Raw genomic sequence first — 16,963 nt, 5'->3', positions numbered from 1 at the left:
GACTTCAACGGTTTCTTCTCCTCAGGTTTTAAAAAAGAGTTTGCCAGCCTTGCAGCCGTTAGCGGCCAGCAAGAGTGAGGCGCAGGCAATGGGGCCACCGACGCCACCTTGATTTGTATCATACGAAGCTATAATTCAAATAAAAGAAGAACCATTGATATTCAATAATATTGATCACATCATTGAAGAAACAATCCCATATAAATTAGTAACTTCCAAAATTTGATGTTTTATTTTTCTATCCATGCATTGATTAAATTGTATTTTATGAGTTATTGTTTTTTCTTCTACAAAGTAGCTTTCCAATTTGCAAAAATCATTTGTTACTTTTTCCCACTCCTGTTTATTTTTTATTATATCTTCCAAGTATTTTTTGTGATCCTGTGAATTGGATAAATATGTTTCAAGTTTCTTATATTCTTTTTCCAAATTCCCCCTATTGATTGAAAGCTTATTATTGAAGCAATTATTAATTTCTGGAAGATATTGTTTATTAAAGCAATCCTCATCCTTAACATCAGCCATCGATTGAAAGCTTAAAAAAGTTATTAAGATAACGATATTTCTCATTAATTATTTCCTTGTAGGTAATTAGCTCGCTTCCTACCCATTTCATAAGACTTTAGAATGGGATTTGACCTAATGTAACCGATTAGTTCTTGTTTATCATTTTTCATACCTTTGACCATGGGTCTCTCCCCCTTGGTAAACCCCTGATAAACAAAATCAATTAAGACATCTTGTATTTTATTATCTAGTAAATCCCAATCCGTTCTTTCTGAATAATTTTTTGTCCATTTGTTATAATTATTCTTGGTACGCTGCACATAAAAGGGGAAAATATTCACAAAAATAAAATGCTGGGATTTTCTTGTTATTTCCCCTATCTTGGCTTTATTCTCATTTACAAATTTCTCAGCACTTTCTCCTTTTAAACCAGCGCCTTTAGAAATCAATTTCGCAGTATCCTTATTGACATACGCTTTAACTAATTCATCATAAACTTCTATTTGGCTACGACTTCCTAAATCATACCCTCTCCCAATAGTCACACCCGATAATTCATTTCCTGGCCAGTGTATAACTCTTGAAAAATATGCATTATCGTTAAAATCATTTCCCTCAGCATCAAAGGTGAGTTGTCCTTTAGGTACAGACAACCATTTTTTATCCATTGCATCATCTTCGCCTGTGTGCAGGGCTAAATACACGGCTTTTATCTTCAATTCTGCAGGGAAATTTACGATTACTTCTAGGTTAGGCTCAACAATATCACAGGTATTGTCCTCGGTCTGCGGATGGACTTTTAAGTCCCACAAGGCATTGTTGATCTCTTCGCTTAGAGTGTTGGCGCTTTCATTGCTTTGTGGTGCTGTGTTAGCACTTTCATCATGATCGGTTGTTGATGGTCGCCAATGCAAACTGAGTTCGTCGGTTAAATCGGCGCGTATGCCGTCACCATCCATCACAGCTTGGATCACTTTGACTTTATCAGGATAGACTTGTTTATCATCGGTATGCACCGCTTTTAACACAGGCTGGTTGCTATCAAGGTTATTGTCATTTTTTAACGCTTGCTCTGACGGCAATTCATAATAGAACTTTACGCGTGTATCGGCTTCTTTAAGCACAGGAAAATCAAAGTACTCATACTGAGCGCCGCCAGTATCTTTGGCCCACACCGCAAGCAGTTGGGTATAAGAGGTAAAGCGGCTGACTGCTTTACCTGAAAATGACCATTCCCCTCTATCACTCTCTCTGGTATCGCCACGCTTTAGCAATAATGTTTGATTTTCATAAGCATTATTTTGTACGGATGTATTTGAAGACACGCTATTAGCATTGCTCGATGCCAGACTAAACAAACTTAATACGCCAAAATTCTTGGCGGACTCTTCTTCTGTGCGCATATCTGAGACGTCTTTTCCCAGTATAATCGACTTTGCAAACACCTTATTCCCATAAGCTTGCTCTTTAAACTTGGCGAACTTATCAGGCCCCGGTGGCTCAGACTTAGGGTCTGCTACTAACGGCTCTTTCGTGCGTTTTGGCATTTCCGCGGGAGGATGCAGGACATCCGATGAGGGGCTTTTGTAGGGATTGCCGCCAATAGCGATCGTGCCACCTGCAGTGCCTAAGCGATTATCAATGGCCTTGATGACCTCTTTTGGATACGAGGGATTGATGGCGGAATGCACTTGCCTGACTTGCATCGGCTTTAAGCTATGCAAAATGATTTTAACCCTGTCTTCAGTACTAAGCTCAGCCTTGGGAAAGTCCATGATGAACATAGGCGCACGGGGCTTTTCGAGGAGTAAGAGCTTTTCACCGCGAGTGAGGGCGGTTTTAAGACTGGATAATGACTCCCCTGTGGCAAGGTAAGCCTTTAATTCATTATCTTTAAGATGAGTAAAATCCGTTTCAATGCTTAACGCTTCATGCTCCATCAATTGATGAAGTTGCACTACCTTCCCTGACATACTGCTCCCTAATTCCCTTATTAAAGCACGCCTACTTCATGCCCTGCTTACTTAATCAAGATCACTTCGCGCATCCTTTCCCTAAGGGCGATAATTTACCACAATTGATTAATAATAAAAGGGATTTATTTGTCCTGTCGTGGGCGAATTTTCACTAGCTATGGCTAGAAAGAGGCTAGAAAGCAAAACAACAGTATAATACTGATATAACTTTCTCGTGCAACGCACGAAACTCATAGCAAAAAAACGCTGTTATTTTTTGCTATTTCTAAGCAGCCAGTGTGGCAGTGCTGAAATGATGTATTCATCAACACATTGAGAATTCATTGAATGAATAAAGTATATCCCTATACAACGGCCAGCCAAATCTCCCTATTTGTCGCTCATAGCGATCATTGTTATGACCTTCGCCTTGCAGCGGGCTTATGTGTAAGTAACTCTCGGGACGCTGTGAACCCGTCCTTGGGCACTCTGCGATTTCATCCTTGAAATCGAAGCCCTCAAGTTCACTTACACTGATGGAAAAGCAAAACCATGAATGCAACCAGCTGTTTCACCGTTCTATTTCAAAACAACCTGTACGGCAATGAAATACTGTAACAAGTTTCAGTATGATGGTTTACTCATTTTGCACACAAAATCAATAAACTAAAAAACATTTCTTTTCTCGTGCAAAGCACGAAACTCATAGCAAAAAAACGCTTTTATTTTTTGCTATTTCTAAGCCGCCTGTGTGGCAGTGAAATACTGTAACAAGTTTCAGTATAATGGCTTATTCATTTTGCTCACAAAATCAATAATCTAAACAGATATACTTCTTCTCGTGCAAAGCACGAAATTCATAGCAAAAAACGCTTTTATTTTTGCTATTTTCTAAGCCGCCTATGTGGCGGTGAACCTATCAATGCTGGTGAGTTTATCAATGCTGGTTTTCTAAGCCGCCTATGTGGCGGTGAACCACTCATTTCATCGTTAATAATATCACTAGCCTTTCTAAGCCGCCTATGTGGCGGTGAACTATCAATGCTGGTGAGTTTATCAATGCTGGTTTTTCTAAGCCGCCTATGTGGCGGTGAACGAGATCACTAGCACTGAATGTTCAGGGTTGTCTTTCTAAGCCGCCTATGTGACGGTGAACAATCATATTCATAAGTGTATACATTCCCATCATTTCTAAGCCGCCTATGTGGCGGTGAACATTATTATGCTGAAAATCAAGTTAAATTAGGTTTTCTAAGCCGCCTATGTGGCGGTGAACACATTAGCGCTTCATCATTCGGATTGGTTGATTTTCTAAGCCGCCTATGTGGCGGTGAACTGAAGCTAAAATGCTTATGTTCTTTAACAACTTTTCTAAGCCGCCTATGTGGCGGTGAACAGGATGGTATTGAAAATGCAAACACGGCAACATTTCTAAGCCGCCTATGTGGCGGTGAACCATCAACCACTAATACACCGTGGGAATTAATATTTCTAAGCCGCCTATGTGGCGGTGAACGCTAACTCAGCCTCTTGCCTATGAAGGTTGGGTTTCTAAGCCGCCTGTGTGGCGGTGAACCACCTGAAAATGCATGATTGCCGCTTGTTGATTTTCTAAGCCGCCTGTGTGGCGGTGAACTATTACTTGAGGATTTTGACTCTGAATCAGTTTTTCTAAGCCGCCTGTGTGGCGGTGAACTATGGCAGTTTAACAAAAAGATTATGAATGGCAATCAGTTAGAGAAAAAATCGTGTTTTACCCTTATTTAAATCACTGAAGTCTAACTTATTGATTTTTAGTTAAGTTGTTAAAGAGCAAAAAAACAAGGGTAAAAAAGTTAACAACTGACTATAAGCGGCATGGGCTTAAAAATGCAATGAATAACCACTCAAAAAAATAGAATATAGGGAGTTATATAGAAATCACTCCAGTCCAAACAACCCACAACGGTTAAAGCTTGATTTCTTGCTTTCAGCTTTAACCATTCCGTGTGGATACAAGGGTGAGTGTCGGTTTCAAGGCGAGCACCATGATGTAACTGCTATGAGCAAGTCCAAGCAGCCACTTTCATTTACAAGCATCTTGTTACCATTTGCGCTATAAGGTCAAAAAAGCTACTATATAGCATGATGTAATGACATTCGTATATACAATATATCATTTATTAACCCGATATTGTTTTATTATCAAGAAAGCATTCAAAGGAGCGCATTATGGGCACTATTAATATTCGTATCGATGATGAACTAAAGGCACAGTCCTATGCCACATTGGAAAAACTGGGAATAACCCCTTCTGATTTGTTACGCCAAACATTAGAGTACGTTGCTCAAAATGGAAAACTGCCTTTTAAACAAATGTTACTCAATGAAGAAGATGAAGCGTTAATCGCCACTGCAAGAGAGCGACTTAATCACCCTCAAGTGATAAAGGTTTCTTTAGATGACTTATGAACTGACGTTCGATAAAAGAGCATTAAAAGAGTGGCACAAACTCGGTAATACTATAAAACAACAATTTAAGAAAAAATTAGCTGAAGTACTTCTTGATCCAAGAATTGAGAGCAACCGCCTACGAGAACTGCCTGATTGTTATAAAGTGAAATTAAAAACAGCAGACTATAGGATGATTTACCAAGTTCAAGACGAAAAAATCACTGTTTTTGTCGTCGCGATTGGTAAACGTGACAAAGAAGGCGTTTACAAAGACGCAAAAAAACGTGTGTAGTCAACAATAAAAAGCCAATAAATACTCCACTCGAAGAAACCTACGGCTTTTTAACAAATATGAAATTAGCGTTCGTTAAGCTATAGGGCTAAAAATGTTCCCATCATTTTAAGGCATTATCTACTACTCATACAGGTCAAAAATACTTAACAACCACCTTATTCAATACAAATACGGGAAAATAGCTCCTCAAAAAAGGTGAACGATTGCTAATGTGCACTCAATCGCCGTTAAGGCTGGTTTTCACTAATTGCTATGAATAATCATATAATTATTTATAGCGTCGCTGACTTCGGCCCATATGAAGTGCTCAGACAAGGCGGCACGTAAGCTGAGTCTCGGAGGCTAATTTTCATTCAGTCGCCATTGAGGCTGGTTATCAGCGCTATTGACGACGGATTATCCCGCCCAAGCAGCCACTTTCCCCTAAGCGATTTTAATCACTTATTCTGAAATATTAATGGCGTTGCTGACAAAGACTCATACTCAGAGCCCTCAAGGAAGCTAATGGCTCTTTATACTAGTACAAGAGCCGTCGCGGAGTTTACTCCATGGCTTTGCTTTTAAAATCCCGTGTAGGCGCAATTATGACCTTCGAAAAATAAGGATGGGTTCATAGCGTGTCATAAAAGTGCTTGCGCAGAAGCCTGCCGCAGGCAATTAACAACAATAAAAGTAATAATTTAAAGCATACTCACTGGTAACCAATATTGCTAAATGAGAGTAAATAGTTGGATCAGTATAAACAAGTCCAAGCAGCTACTTTCCCTTCAGCGATTTTAATCACTTATTCTGAAGTATTAATGGCGTTGCTGACAAAGAGAAGACAAGGAAGCTGATCATTTTCGCCGCGGAGTTTACTCCAGTAAATGAGCAGCGAAAATGATCAGTTGACGACGGATTATCGCGTCTAAGCAGGCATTAGATGTCGTAGTGCAAACCACACTCACGCTTAAGCCCATTAAAACGAGTCTCTTCCTCGCTCATGCCCAGCTCTAAGGGTTTACTTGAATGGGTATCGCCCACCGACACATACCCTTGCTCCCATAATGGGTGGTAAGGCAATTCATGCTGCGTTAAATACTCATGCACATCCTTATTGCTCCATTCGATAATTGGCAGCAATTTATAACGGCCACCCGTAATAGCCAAAATCGGCAAGGCTTCTCGAGTACTGGACTGGCTGTGACGCAATCCAGCAAACCAGGTGCCCACTTGTAAGTCCGCCATGGCTTGCTGCATGGGTTCGACTTTATTGATCTTATTGTAACGATCAAGGCCATCGAGCCCTTGCTCCCACAAATTCCCGTAACGTGCCTGTTGCCAAGCCGCGCTGTAAGGGGCGGTATAAGTTTTTAAATTCAGCTTTAAGCGCTCAGTCATTTCATCGATAAAACGATAGGTTTCAGTAAATAAGTGCTGAGTGTCCGTTAAAATTACCGGAATATCCGCTTGTTGACGGCTCACCAAATGCAGCATCACCGCCGACTGAATACCAAAGCTGGACGATAATGCATGGGTATTAGGCAAAAATGCCAATGCCCATGCGACTCGTTGCTCAGCGCTTAATTGGGCTAAATAAGCGTTAACACGCTCAAGCTCAGCTGTCTGCTCAACTTTTGGTGAGTCAAGTAATGCCTTTAGCTCCTCTTTATTCAGTGGGCTATTGTCTATACTCTCATTTATACTCATGCCAATACTCTCAGCCATGGAATTCCTTTGCAGCATCATGAACGGCTTTAACCACCCCGACTCGAACCGTGAAATTACCAAAGGTTTCGCCAGCGTCTTTTTCGGCAGCATATCGGCCAAACAAGTTATCCAATTCCGCCATAATTTCAACTTCTTGGATATTTTCTTTGTGTAATTTGTTCAATCGGGTCCCCTCAAAACTGGCCCCTAAATATAAGTTATAACGCCCTGGCGCTTTGCCCACTAAGCCAATTTCAGCGGCAAAGGGACGCGCACAGCCATTAGGGCAACCTGTCATGCGAATAACAATGGCTTGATCTAAAAAGCCATGTTTGTCCTGTAAGCTTTCAACTTTGCTCAAAAAATCAGGGAAATAACGCTCAGCTTCTGCCATGGCTAATGCGCAGGTCGGCAAGGCCACACAGGCAATAGAATGCCCACGGGTCTCGCTGATCAATCTCCCCATTAAGCCATGTTGACGAGCAAGCGCTTCAATTTGTGCTTTGTCATCTTCATGCACGCCGGCAATAATGACATTTTGATTAGACGTCATTCTAAAGTCGCCTTTATGGACTTTAGCAATTTCTCGCATGCCCGTTTGCAATGGCTCACCAGGCAGATCTTTAATGCGGCCACCTTCGATGAACAAGGTTAAATGCCAGTCATTATCCACGCCTTTTATCCAACCATAACGGTCACCACGATCGCCAATCACCACATCACGCTTAGGTTCAAATGCCACACCAACGCGTTTTTCAAGTTCCGCCTTAAACGCCTCATAGCCGTGATCAACTATGGTGTACTTTAAACGAGCACGTTTACGGTTTACGCGGTTACCCCAGTCACGTTGCACTGTCATTACCGCTTCAGCAAACTTTAAGGTATCTTCAAGCTTAATAAAACCAAAGTCATCAGCCAAACGTGGAAAGGTTTCCACCTCACCATGGGTTGAGCCCATGCCGCCACCCGCCACTAAATTAAAGCCGATGAGTTCACCTTCTTCTGCTACCGCCACAAAACCTAAATCATTGGTATACACATCCACGTCATTATCTGGGGGGACGGCCACGGCCATTTTAAATTTACGCGGCAGATAAGTTTCACCGTATACAGGCTCAGCATCGTCTTTTGTACTCACCAGCTTTTCATCATCGAGCCAAATTTCAGCGTAAGCTTTAGTGTGAGGCAACATATTATCCGACAGCTTTTTAGCCCATTCATACGCTTGAGCATGTAATTTAGACTCAACCGGATTGGGGTTACACATCACGTTACGGTTCACATCCCCACAGGCTGCAATAGAATCAAGGGCTTCACGATCTAAATCACGAATAATGGTTTTTAAATTACGCTTTGGAATACCGTGGTATTGAAAAGTTTGCCGAGTGGTTAAACGAATACTGTTTGAGCTTGTCAGCTCTGATGCAATTTTATCGACACCTAACCACTGACGTGTGGTACACACACCACCGGGTACACGAGCGCGTAACATAAAGCTATATAATGGTTCCAGTTTCTGCTCTTTACGTTCATTACGTAAATCACGGTCATCTTGCTGATAAAAGCCATGAAATTTAATGAGCTGTTGATCGCCACCACTAAAAGAGCCCGTGACTGCCGTGCCTAATCCTTGTTTAATGGTGCCACGTAAGTAATTACTGTCCGTTTTTAAATACTCATTAACCGCCAATTTTTGTTGGTTTTTTTGATCGCTCTTTTTATCACTCATGGCTATCGCCTCACTCTTGGATTTATGCGGGCTGTGCTCAATGTCACAGCCATCTTTTTATGCGTAAACTGCTGCTCAACAGTCTGTACTTAATGTGCATTCTGACTCTGATGAATTTAGGTTTCACTCATCATTTTAAAAGCGGGTTAGTAAACATCTTTTTGATAACGTTTGTCAGTGCGCAAGGTCTCAAAATAAGCCGTTGCTTGTTCAAGACTCAGTTCACCATGAGTCATCGCCACATCAATGAGTGCTTGATGTACATCCTTAGCCATTCGCTCTGCATCACCACAAATATACAGATGCGCTCCTTGATTGAGCCATTGCCATAAATCTTCGCCTTGCTCAATAATTTTATGTTGCACATACACCTTATGCGCCTGATCCCGAGAAAAGGCTAAATCTAATCGCGTTAATTCTCCCGCATTAAGGTATTGCTGCCATTCTACTTGGTATAAAAAGTCTTGCTCAAAATGAGGGTTACCAAAGAATAACCAGCTGTCACTTGACACGCCTTGAGCGGTACGTTCTTGCATAAACGCTCTAAAGGGAGCCACGCCGGTGCCTGGACCAATCATAATAACGGGTGTATCAGGATTATCTGGTAGACGGAAATGGTTATTAGGCTCAACATAGACCTTCACTTGTGTGCCTTCGTTAGCAGATGCTAAAAATTGTGACGCCCCACCAAAGCGTGCTTGACCATCATGCTCCTCTTCCACCAGCGCGACCGTTAAGTGCACTTCGCTTTCAACTTCACTTTGACTCGACGCTATGGAATAAAGTCGCGGAGTAATACCACGCAACAAATCAACAAATTCAACAGCAGTCACTGTGGCAGGATACTGACTAATTAAATCAATGACTTGATGATTAATCACATATTGACGTAATTGGGCTTTATCTTCACATAAGGTCAATAAGCTCGCATTCTGGCTCAACGCCGCCCACGCCTTTACGGTATTTGGATTCAACTGAGTCAGTTCTTTATTATCCGTTAACGCTTGCTTTAAAGTGACCGCTTTATCACCTAAGGTTATGCTTTCATCAGCGGATAAATTCAGTTGTGTAAGGATGTTATCGACTAAAGCTTCATTATTGGTAAACCAAACCCCTAATGCGTCACCCGCTTGATAATGAATACCAGACTCGCCAAGCTCAATCTCAACATGACGTACATCCCTGTCAGAATCGCGCCCCGTGAGCTTTTGACTCACCAGTACTTCAGCAGTATAAGGTTTTTGTTTCGTAAAACCGCTTTGTACTGCACTCAGTGCAGAGTTGCCTGCAATAGAGACAACGCTGGCTGACGCCTCATTCTGAATAAAGGGTTTAGCCGCTTCTAGTACCTCATTTTGCCATTGTTCAGCGGCCGCTTCATAGTCCACATCACATTCCACCATAGGCAATAATGCTGTCGCACCTAACGCGGTAAATTTTTCATCAAAATCTTTACCGGTTTGGCAAAAAAATTCATAACTAGAGTCACCAAGCGCCAAGACAGAAAAATGCAAGTTATCCAATTTAGGCGCACGTTTTGATGACAAAAATTTATGCAGTTCAATGGCATCATCTGGTGCTTCGCCTTCACCATGGGTACTCACCACAGCCAATAATAAGGTTTCTTGCTTTAATTGACGAACTTTGTAATCACCCATAGAGACGAGATTAACCCCGTAACCTAGTGCTTGAGCTTTAGCCGCCAGCTCTGCAGCAATGCCGCGACCATTACCGGTTTGGCTACCATACAATACTGTAACAGTTTGAGCGGGTTTACTTTCAGCGCTGAGTGCAACTCCTGCTTGTCCTTGTGCTCCTTGCTCTGCCGTGGCAGATAAATATCCACTCACCCACGCAAGTTGTACGGCATTCAACTCAGACGTGAGTTGCTTTAATTTCTCGGTTTGTGCTTCCGACAACGGAGAAGTCAGTGATGAAAGCTCTTTTAACAACATGAAAACGGCCCTAGATCAGTTTAATGTCGAATAGCTTAGCCGCTGCGCTCAAAAGTAAAAAAGAATAAAAGTTGATTTTTAATTCCATTTTGGAATATACAAAGCGCAAAAATTAAGCTACAACATAACAACGATTAAAAAAGCACCTCGTCAAAGCAAGATGATAAGCATTAAGTCTGTTGTTTTTATTGACAGGGCTATCGGCGTAATAAAAAGCCAGCCTTGTGTGTCTTTATACAATGCGACTCAATCGACACAGACATAAAAGCTCAATGTCACTATGGCGAACAGTCCCCATCTCTAGTGATTAGGAATAACGCATTGCCTAGCGCTGGACAAGTAACAAGGAAGGTTTATCACATTGAATTAATAACGATAAGGTTAATTTCTATTCACAACACTCAGTCGAATAGCGGCCATTTAAGATCCACTCTCTAATATAGGCCATCACCCATCGACTCAGTGCCAAGCCGCTGAAAAAGAATAAAAATAACATGTTGGGAATAATTTTATATTCCTTAATTTTTTACACTTACTTTCACGCACAGGTGATCCTTTTGAAAATAGGCCTATTAAAAGAACATCATTTTGACGAAAAGCGCGTCGCACTCATCCCTGCAAACGTGACACGTCTGATTAAGAAAAATCTCTCGATAATGGTTGAATCACACGCGGGGGAACACGCAGGATTTATCGATGAAGATTATCAAGCTGCTGGCGCTAGCATACACGACAGAACCACAATTCTTAAACAAGCCAATATCATTATTGTGGTGAACGCCAAAGACGCCGCATTGGATGAATTAACAAGCCACTTAAAAAAAGAGCAACTGCTTATTGGCATGATGGACCCCCTTGCCCACCCAGAACACGCACAAACCCTCACCAATATTGGTGTCAGCGGCATTGCACTGGAAATGGTTCCTCGAATTACTCGAGCACAAAGTATGGATGTGTTGTCATCCATGGCGACCATCGCAGGTTATAAGGCCGTATTACTCGCCGCTTATAAAGCCCCCCGTTTATTTCCAATGATGATGACCGCGGCTGGCACATTAAAACCCAGCCGCGCTCTTATTATGGGCGTCGGTGTCGCAGGATTACAAGCCTGTGCTACCGCGAAACGTTTAGGCGCTGTAGTAGAAGCTTACGATATTCGTCCTGCTGCTCGCGAGCAAATTATTTCCGTGGGCGCTAAACCTGTGGAGCTGGATTTAGAAACCGTCAACACCGAAACCAAAGGGGGTTATGCAACGGAGCAAAGTGATGACTTTTTAAAACGGCAGCAACAAGCCATGAGCAATGTCTTAGCCCAGCAAGATATCATTATTACCACCGCTGCAATTCCAGGGCGCACCGCCCCTATTTTAATCACCAAAGACATGGTCGATAATATGAAAAATGGCAGTATTATCGTCGATTTAGCCGCAGAAACCGGTGGTAATTGTGAACTGACAGAGCTCAATAAAGAAGTACTTCACAAGGGCGTCACCATTATTGGTCCCAGTAATATCGCCAGTACAGCAGCCACCCATGCTAGCCAAATGTTCGGCACTAACATGGAGCATTTATTAAACTTGATTTTCGATAAAGATGGCGAACTGACACTCAATCTAGAAGATGAAATCATTCGAGATACACTCGTTGCTCATCAAGGTGACATCATTAGCCCAAGGCTACGTGATGTGCTTAAACTGCCGCCACGTTCCACACTCAATACTGACGAACTCAATCCCCTTGATAACAACGCCACACTCGATAAGGAGACACACTAATGGATATATTACTGTTACTCACGTTATTCGTTGTTGCCATTTTTCTCGGCGTTGAGCTGATCACTAAAGTGCCTCCCACCTTACATACTCCATTAATGTCAGGCTCTAATGCCATTTCAGGGATCACCTTAGTCGGCGCCTTACTCTCCGCAGGCTCTGGTGCGGGTATTTGGGTCAATATTTTAGGTTTTATTGCAGTTGTGCTTGCCACGATTAATGTTATCGGCGGTTACATGGTCACCAATCGCATGCTTGCCATGTTTAAACGTAAATAAGGAACGCTTTCATTATGATGAGTACTAACATCATTTACCTCGCGTATTTAGTCGCGGCGGTATTATTTATTTTAGGCATTAAAGGCCTCACCAAACCTCGCACCGCCGTAAGGGGCAATCAGCTCTCTGCGTTAGGGATGTTTATCGCTGTTATTGTGACCTTATTTGATCAAAGCATTCTTAATTATCAATGGATCATTGCTGGGGTGATTATCGGCGGCGCGATTGGCGCCACATTAGCTACCAAAATTCAAGTTACGGCCATGCCTCAATTAGTCGCCATACTCAATGGATTTGGTGGCGGCGCATCCTTATTTATTGCCCTTGCCAACTTTTTAGATCCAGAGTCAGCGACCCATACCATCGCCCTCATTTCTATCGCTGCCACCATTATTATTGGTAGTGTGACCTTATCAGGATCCTTTGTGGCGTTTGCCAAATTGCAAGAACTTATATCAGGAAGTCCCATCGCCATTCCAGCCAATAAGTTACTCAACGGCATATTACTCATTGCTGCAATTGGGTTAGCCATCATGATTGTCAATAATCCCAACGACAACATTTTGGTTTTCTTACTGGTGGCTGTGACCTTAGTACTTGGACTTTTATTAGTCTTACCCATAGGTGGCGCAGACATGCCCGTGGTGATAGCCTTACTCAATTCTTATTCTGGTATCGCGGCTGCCACCACAGGCTTTATTACCGGTAATACGGTACTTATCGTATCGGGTGCTTTGGTTGGCGCATCAGGGATTATTTTGACGCAAATCATGTGCAAAGCCATGAATCGTTCTTTATTTAATGTACTTTTTGGCGTCATGGCAGAAGGTGGAGAAACCATAGATGCTGATGAAATTTACGCAGGAAAAGTCAAATCCACTTCACCTGAAGAAATTGCCATGATGCTTGAAACTGCTGAACGAGTGATTGTCGTTCCAGGATACGGACTTGCCATGGCACAAGCACAACATGCAGTACGTGATTTAGCGAATGTACTGGAAGAAAGAGGCACACAAGTCCTTTATGCTATTCACCCCGTGGCAGGACGAATGCCTGGGCACATGAATGTGCTGCTAGCAGAAGCTGAAGTACCTTATGAGCAACTTATTGAAATGGATGAGGTTAACCCACAATTTGAGCAAACAGATGTCGCGATTGTCATTGGTGCCAATGATGTCACTAACCCCATGGCTCGTGAAGATAAAGGCAGCCCAATTTACGGTATGCCTATTCTCAATGTCGATAAAGCCAGAAGTGTCGTGGTAGTAAAACGTTCACTCAGTCCCGGCTTTGCCGGATTACCTAACCCTCTATTTGCAATGGATAATACCTTGATGTTATTTGGCGATGGTAAAAAAGCCATTGTCGAGTTGACTCAAAGTCTCAAAGAAGCAGATTAACGTTTTCAAACGGCAACTGGCATTCAGCGTTTGTCAGTTGTCAACGGCCTAAAGCCGCCATAAAAACCAACCCAGATAACCAACAACTTAATCAAACTTTGCCAACAAAAAATCAACATCAAAAAACATGTAAACCCGTTCATTCACATAAAGTATACTAAAAAGATGCATTAATTCAATATTTTATGCCCAGTGTTTGCTCAATCAACACCCTATGCTAGGGTGCGCGTTTATTTTCATTATCAAAGATTCTGTTTTTCATGACTAAGACAACATTCTCCTTACTCATCGGTAGTCTTTTGACTTTACAAGCTTGCAGTTTTTATCCGACACCGAAAACCGATGAGCTAATAAGCCATCATAGAATAGTGTTAGATGCTGGCAGCAGCAAAACTAAGCTCTACTTCTATCAGTATGATACCCAAGGTAAGCAAGCCCCTCAACATATTGAAACCTTAGTCGAGAATAAGCAAACTCCAGGACTGGCTAGCATTCCTTTAACTCAAATCGATGATTATTTAAGCCAGCTTTTCACTCCCAAACTCGCCTCACAATTGCAACACTTATCTGATGCCGAGCAAGATGATGCAGCCAAACGTTTACTCGAGCAAATTCAAGTCTACTCCACAGCCGGTATGCGCTTGATTTCAGAAACCGAACGCAAGAGTAAAAACCAAGCAGTGAGCACTTGGATAGCCCAGTGGTTAACAGATAACCATATTGAATTTAATGATAAAAACTTAGATGTCCGCACTATTTCTGGCGCAGAAGAAGGCGCTTACGCTTGGGCAGCCTTTAACTATATAGAAGATAATTTTACTCGCCAAACCAGTGGCATATTAGAGCTCGGTGGCGCGTCTATGCAGATCACATTCCTTGATCAGCAACATAATAATATCACCATCAGTGTTGGAGGAAAAAGTTATGCCCTGAGTAGTGAAAGCCATATGCTGGGTCAAAACCTCATTGCAAAACAGCTGTCACAATTCGATGCCTGCCAACTTAGCGGCAGTAATGACACAGCCAAAGGCAATTTTGCCATGTGTCACCGTCAGGCCGTTAAATTAATAGAGAATGAACCACAATTAGCCTTAGGTCACGCCAGCAACATTCACCGTTATGGCCTCCTCTCTAACTTTTACTACACAGCACAATTTTTTGATATAGAAAACCAATATTCCATAGATCAATTAGCCTCTAAAGCCTCACAGTTTTGTGATCTTGACTGGAACAGCGCACAAGCCAAATATCAAGACGTCAATAAGACCTATTTAGCCAACTATTGTATGGCAGCAGCCTACCAAACCGCTATACTCGATGAAGGCTATCATCTGACCGACAAACAAAAGTTTACTCCCATCAATGAATCAAGCACGTTAGAAGTGTCATGGCCTGTGGGTGTGCTACTCACACAAGACTATCAACAAAGAAGTGAATTTGTTGCCCGTAGCAATCAAAAAAACATGCACCAATAACCTCTTTTTGCAAGCATGCCCAAGGTTTCAAAACTTGGGCATGTCTTAGACCAATTTGATTAAATTGGTATTACTTAACCTGCTCATTGTCAACACTAAAATAGACTAATATCTAGCAGCCTTTAGTCAAAACGTTACTACTATCCCAGCTTATCAAGCCTAAACATTATCGCTCAATTATCTGTGCTAGGCTCGCGCTTCATTTTCTCCACTCTAATGGAACTCAATACAAAATGCGTTTACAAGCTTATAGTCTATTGTTATTGCCCTTTTTACTCCTTGGTTGTGATGGAGCATTAAACGATATACATGGAAAAGATCACAAGGATGATAAAAACGAACAAGCAGAAAGCCTACATAACCATATTATTATTGATGCGGATAGCTCAAAAACGTCACTTTATTTATATAAGTACAACAGCGAAAAAAACGAGTTGGCAAAAAATATTGAAATCATTAGTTTAATGACCCAAAGCCCTGGCATTGTTGATATTCAAGCCAGCCAAATCCCTGCTTATTTAACAAAACTCTTTAATGATGATTTACTTGATAAAATTAAAGCTGCGTCTAAAAATCACAATAATGCCACATCTAAACGCATTCAAGGGATCCAATTTTATTCTACTGCAGGTATGCGTGACTTAAGCTTTAGCACTCGAGCTGATAAAAATACCACCATCAATAATTGGCTCGTCAAATGGACCAAAGACAACAATGTCCAGTTAACTGAGAGTATCGACGTCAAAACCATTTCTGGAAAAGAGGAAGGCGTCTACTCTTGGGCAGCCTATAACTACATCAAACATCAGTTTAAAGATGAACTCGATGGGATCTTAACCTTAGGTGATGCTTCAACACAAATCGCTTATCAAGATGTTAATCTCAATAATGCCAATATCACCATTGGCGGCAAAGCTTATCCTGTTTATAGCCAAAGCTACTCATTAGGCTTAAAGGTCGTACAAGCTGCGCTTAAAAATACCGATGAATGTCATTTATTCGGCTATAGTGACACCTCAAGAGGCGATTATCACCTATGTCGAGAAACAGCCAAAGCCTTTATTGACCGTAAGATTGGTGAGAGTTATCAAGGCAATCAATATAGTAATGAATTTGGATTATTTACAGGCTTTTACTCACAGGCCAAATTTTTTGACCTAAAAGAAAACTATTCATTCAAACGTATACAAGAACAAGCAGAACAATTTTGCCACCTTGATTGGGAAACAGCAAAAACGCAATACAGTAATGAAGATCCTGAATACATGGAGCCTTTTTGCATGATGAGCGCATTTCAAGGGGCATTATTAGAAGATAATTATCACTTAAGCGATAAACATGATTTCCAGCCTATTCAAAAAGTGAATAACACCAACATTTCATGGCCGATGGGGCTGCTTATTACGCAAAAGTACGAAGAATAACCACACGCTATCCTCAAAAGACAGGCAAAGCCTGTCTTTATCACCCCAATA

12 protein-coding genes and 1 CRISPR repeat array are annotated in these 16,963 nt (G+C 41.7%); of the genes, 7 read left to right on the top strand and 5 right to left on the bottom strand.

What is annotated here, in order from left to right; all coding sequences use genetic code 11:
- Nucleotides 1-174: 174 nt before the first annotated feature.
- Nucleotides 175-570: a lysozyme inhibitor LprI family protein gene (locus Q0976_RS03635; RefSeq protein WP_299491052.1), complete on the bottom strand. Its 396-nt coding sequence runs from the start codon at nt 568-570 to the stop codon at nt 175-177.
- A complete protein-coding gene (locus Q0976_RS03630) occupies nt 570-2,480 on the bottom strand; it encodes an S-type pyocin domain-containing protein (protein WP_299491050.1) in 1,911 nt (636 codons plus the stop codon). Before Q0976_RS03630 ends, Q0976_RS03635 begins: the two co-directional genes overlap by 1 nt.
- Before the next feature lie 870 nt (nt 2,481-3,350).
- A CRISPR array of direct repeats spans nt 3,351-4,158; the repeat unit is 28 nt; unit sequence TTTCTAAGCCGCCTATGTGGCGGTGAAC.
- Nucleotides 4,159-4,673: 515 nt separating this feature from the next.
- Between Q0976_RS03630 and Q0976_RS03625 the strand changes: the two genes are divergently transcribed.
- Together Q0976_RS03625 and Q0976_RS03620 are read left to right on the top strand one after the other, a co-directional pair.
- Nucleotides 4,674-4,913 (top strand): type II toxin-antitoxin system RelB/DinJ family antitoxin, encoded by a 240-nt coding sequence (locus Q0976_RS03625; RefSeq protein WP_299491047.1) that lies wholly within the window; start codon nt 4,674-4,676, stop codon nt 4,911-4,913.
- Complete coding sequence (locus tag Q0976_RS03620; protein WP_299491044.1) at nt 4,903-5,187, top strand: type II toxin-antitoxin system RelE/ParE family toxin; 285 nt, start codon at nt 4,903-4,905, stop codon at nt 5,185-5,187. Before Q0976_RS03625 ends, Q0976_RS03620 begins: the two co-directional genes overlap by 11 nt.
- A 921-nt stretch (nt 5,188-6,108) precedes the next feature.
- Here Q0976_RS03620 and Q0976_RS03615 read toward each other — a convergent pair.
- The 3 genes from Q0976_RS03615 to Q0976_RS03605 all read right to left on the bottom strand — a co-directional run bounded on the left by Q0976_RS03615 (nt 6,109) and on the right by Q0976_RS03605 (nt 10,563).
- The gene (locus tag Q0976_RS03615) at nt 6,109-6,897 is read right to left on the bottom strand and encodes a phosphoadenylyl-sulfate reductase (RefSeq protein ID WP_299491042.1); all 789 of its coding nucleotides are present in this window, start codon (nt 6,895-6,897) and stop codon (nt 6,109-6,111) included.
- The gene (cysI, locus tag Q0976_RS03610) at nt 6,890-8,608 is read right to left on the bottom strand and encodes an assimilatory sulfite reductase (NADPH) hemoprotein subunit (protein ID WP_299491039.1); all 1,719 of its coding nucleotides are present in this window, start codon (nt 8,606-8,608) and stop codon (nt 6,890-6,892) included. Before cysI ends, Q0976_RS03615 begins: the two co-directional genes overlap by 8 nt.
- A gap of 146 nt (nt 8,609-8,754) precedes the next feature.
- Nucleotides 8,755-10,563 carry an assimilatory sulfite reductase (NADPH) flavoprotein subunit gene (locus Q0976_RS03605; protein WP_299491037.1) on the bottom strand — a complete coding sequence of 603 codons (1,809 nt, stop codon included), beginning with the start codon at nt 10,561-10,563 and terminating at the stop codon, nt 8,755-8,757.
- A gap of 557 nt (nt 10,564-11,120) precedes the next feature.
- Here Q0976_RS03605 and Q0976_RS03600 point away from each other — a divergent pair.
- The 5 genes from Q0976_RS03600 to Q0976_RS03580 all read left to right on the top strand — a co-directional run bounded on the left by Q0976_RS03600 (nt 11,121) and on the right by Q0976_RS03580 (nt 16,912).
- Complete coding sequence (locus Q0976_RS03600) at nt 11,121-12,338, top strand: Re/Si-specific NAD(P)(+) transhydrogenase subunit alpha (RefSeq protein ID WP_299491035.1); 1,218 nt, start codon at nt 11,121-11,123, stop codon at nt 12,336-12,338.
- Nucleotides 12,338-12,613 carry an NAD(P) transhydrogenase subunit alpha gene (locus Q0976_RS03595; RefSeq protein ID WP_299491033.1) on the top strand — a complete coding sequence of 92 codons (276 nt, stop codon included), beginning with the start codon at nt 12,338-12,340 and terminating at the stop codon, nt 12,611-12,613. Before Q0976_RS03600 ends, Q0976_RS03595 begins: the two co-directional genes overlap by 1 nt.
- 17 nt (nt 12,614-12,630) lie before the next feature.
- Entirely contained in the window at nt 12,631-14,013 is a 1,383-nt protein-coding gene (locus Q0976_RS03590) for an NAD(P)(+) transhydrogenase (Re/Si-specific) subunit beta (RefSeq protein ID WP_299491088.1), read from the top strand.
- A 260-nt stretch (nt 14,014-14,273) separates the two neighbouring features.
- Nucleotides 14,274-15,488, top strand: coding sequence for a hypothetical protein (locus tag Q0976_RS03585; RefSeq protein WP_299491031.1), 1,215 nt, complete (start codon nt 14,274-14,276; stop codon nt 15,486-15,488).
- A gap of 233 nt (nt 15,489-15,721) precedes the next feature.
- Complete coding sequence (locus Q0976_RS03580; protein WP_299491029.1) at nt 15,722-16,912, top strand: hypothetical protein; 1,191 nt, start codon at nt 15,722-15,724, stop codon at nt 16,910-16,912.
- The last annotated feature ends 51 nt before the right edge of the window (nt 16,913-16,963 follow it).

This window comes from uncultured Shewanella sp. (assembly GCF_947501665.1).
In the GTDB taxonomy this organism is placed as follows: domain Bacteria; phylum Pseudomonadota; class Gammaproteobacteria; order Enterobacterales; family Shewanellaceae; genus Shewanella.
The sequence above is the reverse complement of the archived record's forward strand: the minus strand, read 5'-3'. Positions and strand labels throughout refer to the sequence as shown.

Bases quoted from the DNA above. Each gene is read 5' to 3' on its own strand.
- Q0976_RS03595 (WP_299491033.1), top strand. From the start codon at position 12,338: ATGGATATATTACTGTTACTCACGTTATTCGTTGTTGCCATTTTTCTC.
- Q0976_RS03630 (WP_299491050.1), bottom strand. From the start codon at position 2,480: ATGTCAGGGAAGGTAGTGCAACTTCATCAATTGATGGAGCATGAAGCG.
- Q0976_RS03605 (WP_299491037.1), bottom strand. From the start codon at position 10,563: ATGTTGTTAAAAGAGCTTTCATCACTGACTTCTCCGTTGTCGGAAGCA.
- cysI (WP_299491039.1), bottom strand. From the start codon at position 8,608: ATGAGTGATAAAAAGAGCGATCAAAAAAACCAACAAAAATTGGCGGTT.
- Q0976_RS03635 (WP_299491052.1), bottom strand. From the start codon at position 570: ATGAGAAATATCGTTATCTTAATAACTTTTTTAAGCTTTCAATCGATG.
- Q0976_RS03590 (WP_299491088.1), top strand. From the start codon at position 12,631: ATGAGTACTAACATCATTTACCTCGCGTATTTAGTCGCGGCGGTATTA.
- Q0976_RS03620 (WP_299491044.1), top strand. From the start codon at position 4,903: ATGACTTATGAACTGACGTTCGATAAAAGAGCATTAAAAGAGTGGCAC.
- Q0976_RS03585 (WP_299491031.1), top strand. From the start codon at position 14,274: ATGACTAAGACAACATTCTCCTTACTCATCGGTAGTCTTTTGACTTTA.
- Q0976_RS03625 (WP_299491047.1), top strand. From the start codon at position 4,674: ATGGGCACTATTAATATTCGTATCGATGATGAACTAAAGGCACAGTCC.
- Q0976_RS03615 (WP_299491042.1), bottom strand. From the start codon at position 6,897: ATGGCTGAGAGTATTGGCATGAGTATAAATGAGAGTATAGACAATAGC.
- Q0976_RS03580 (WP_299491029.1), top strand. From the start codon at position 15,722: ATGCGTTTACAAGCTTATAGTCTATTGTTATTGCCCTTTTTACTCCTT.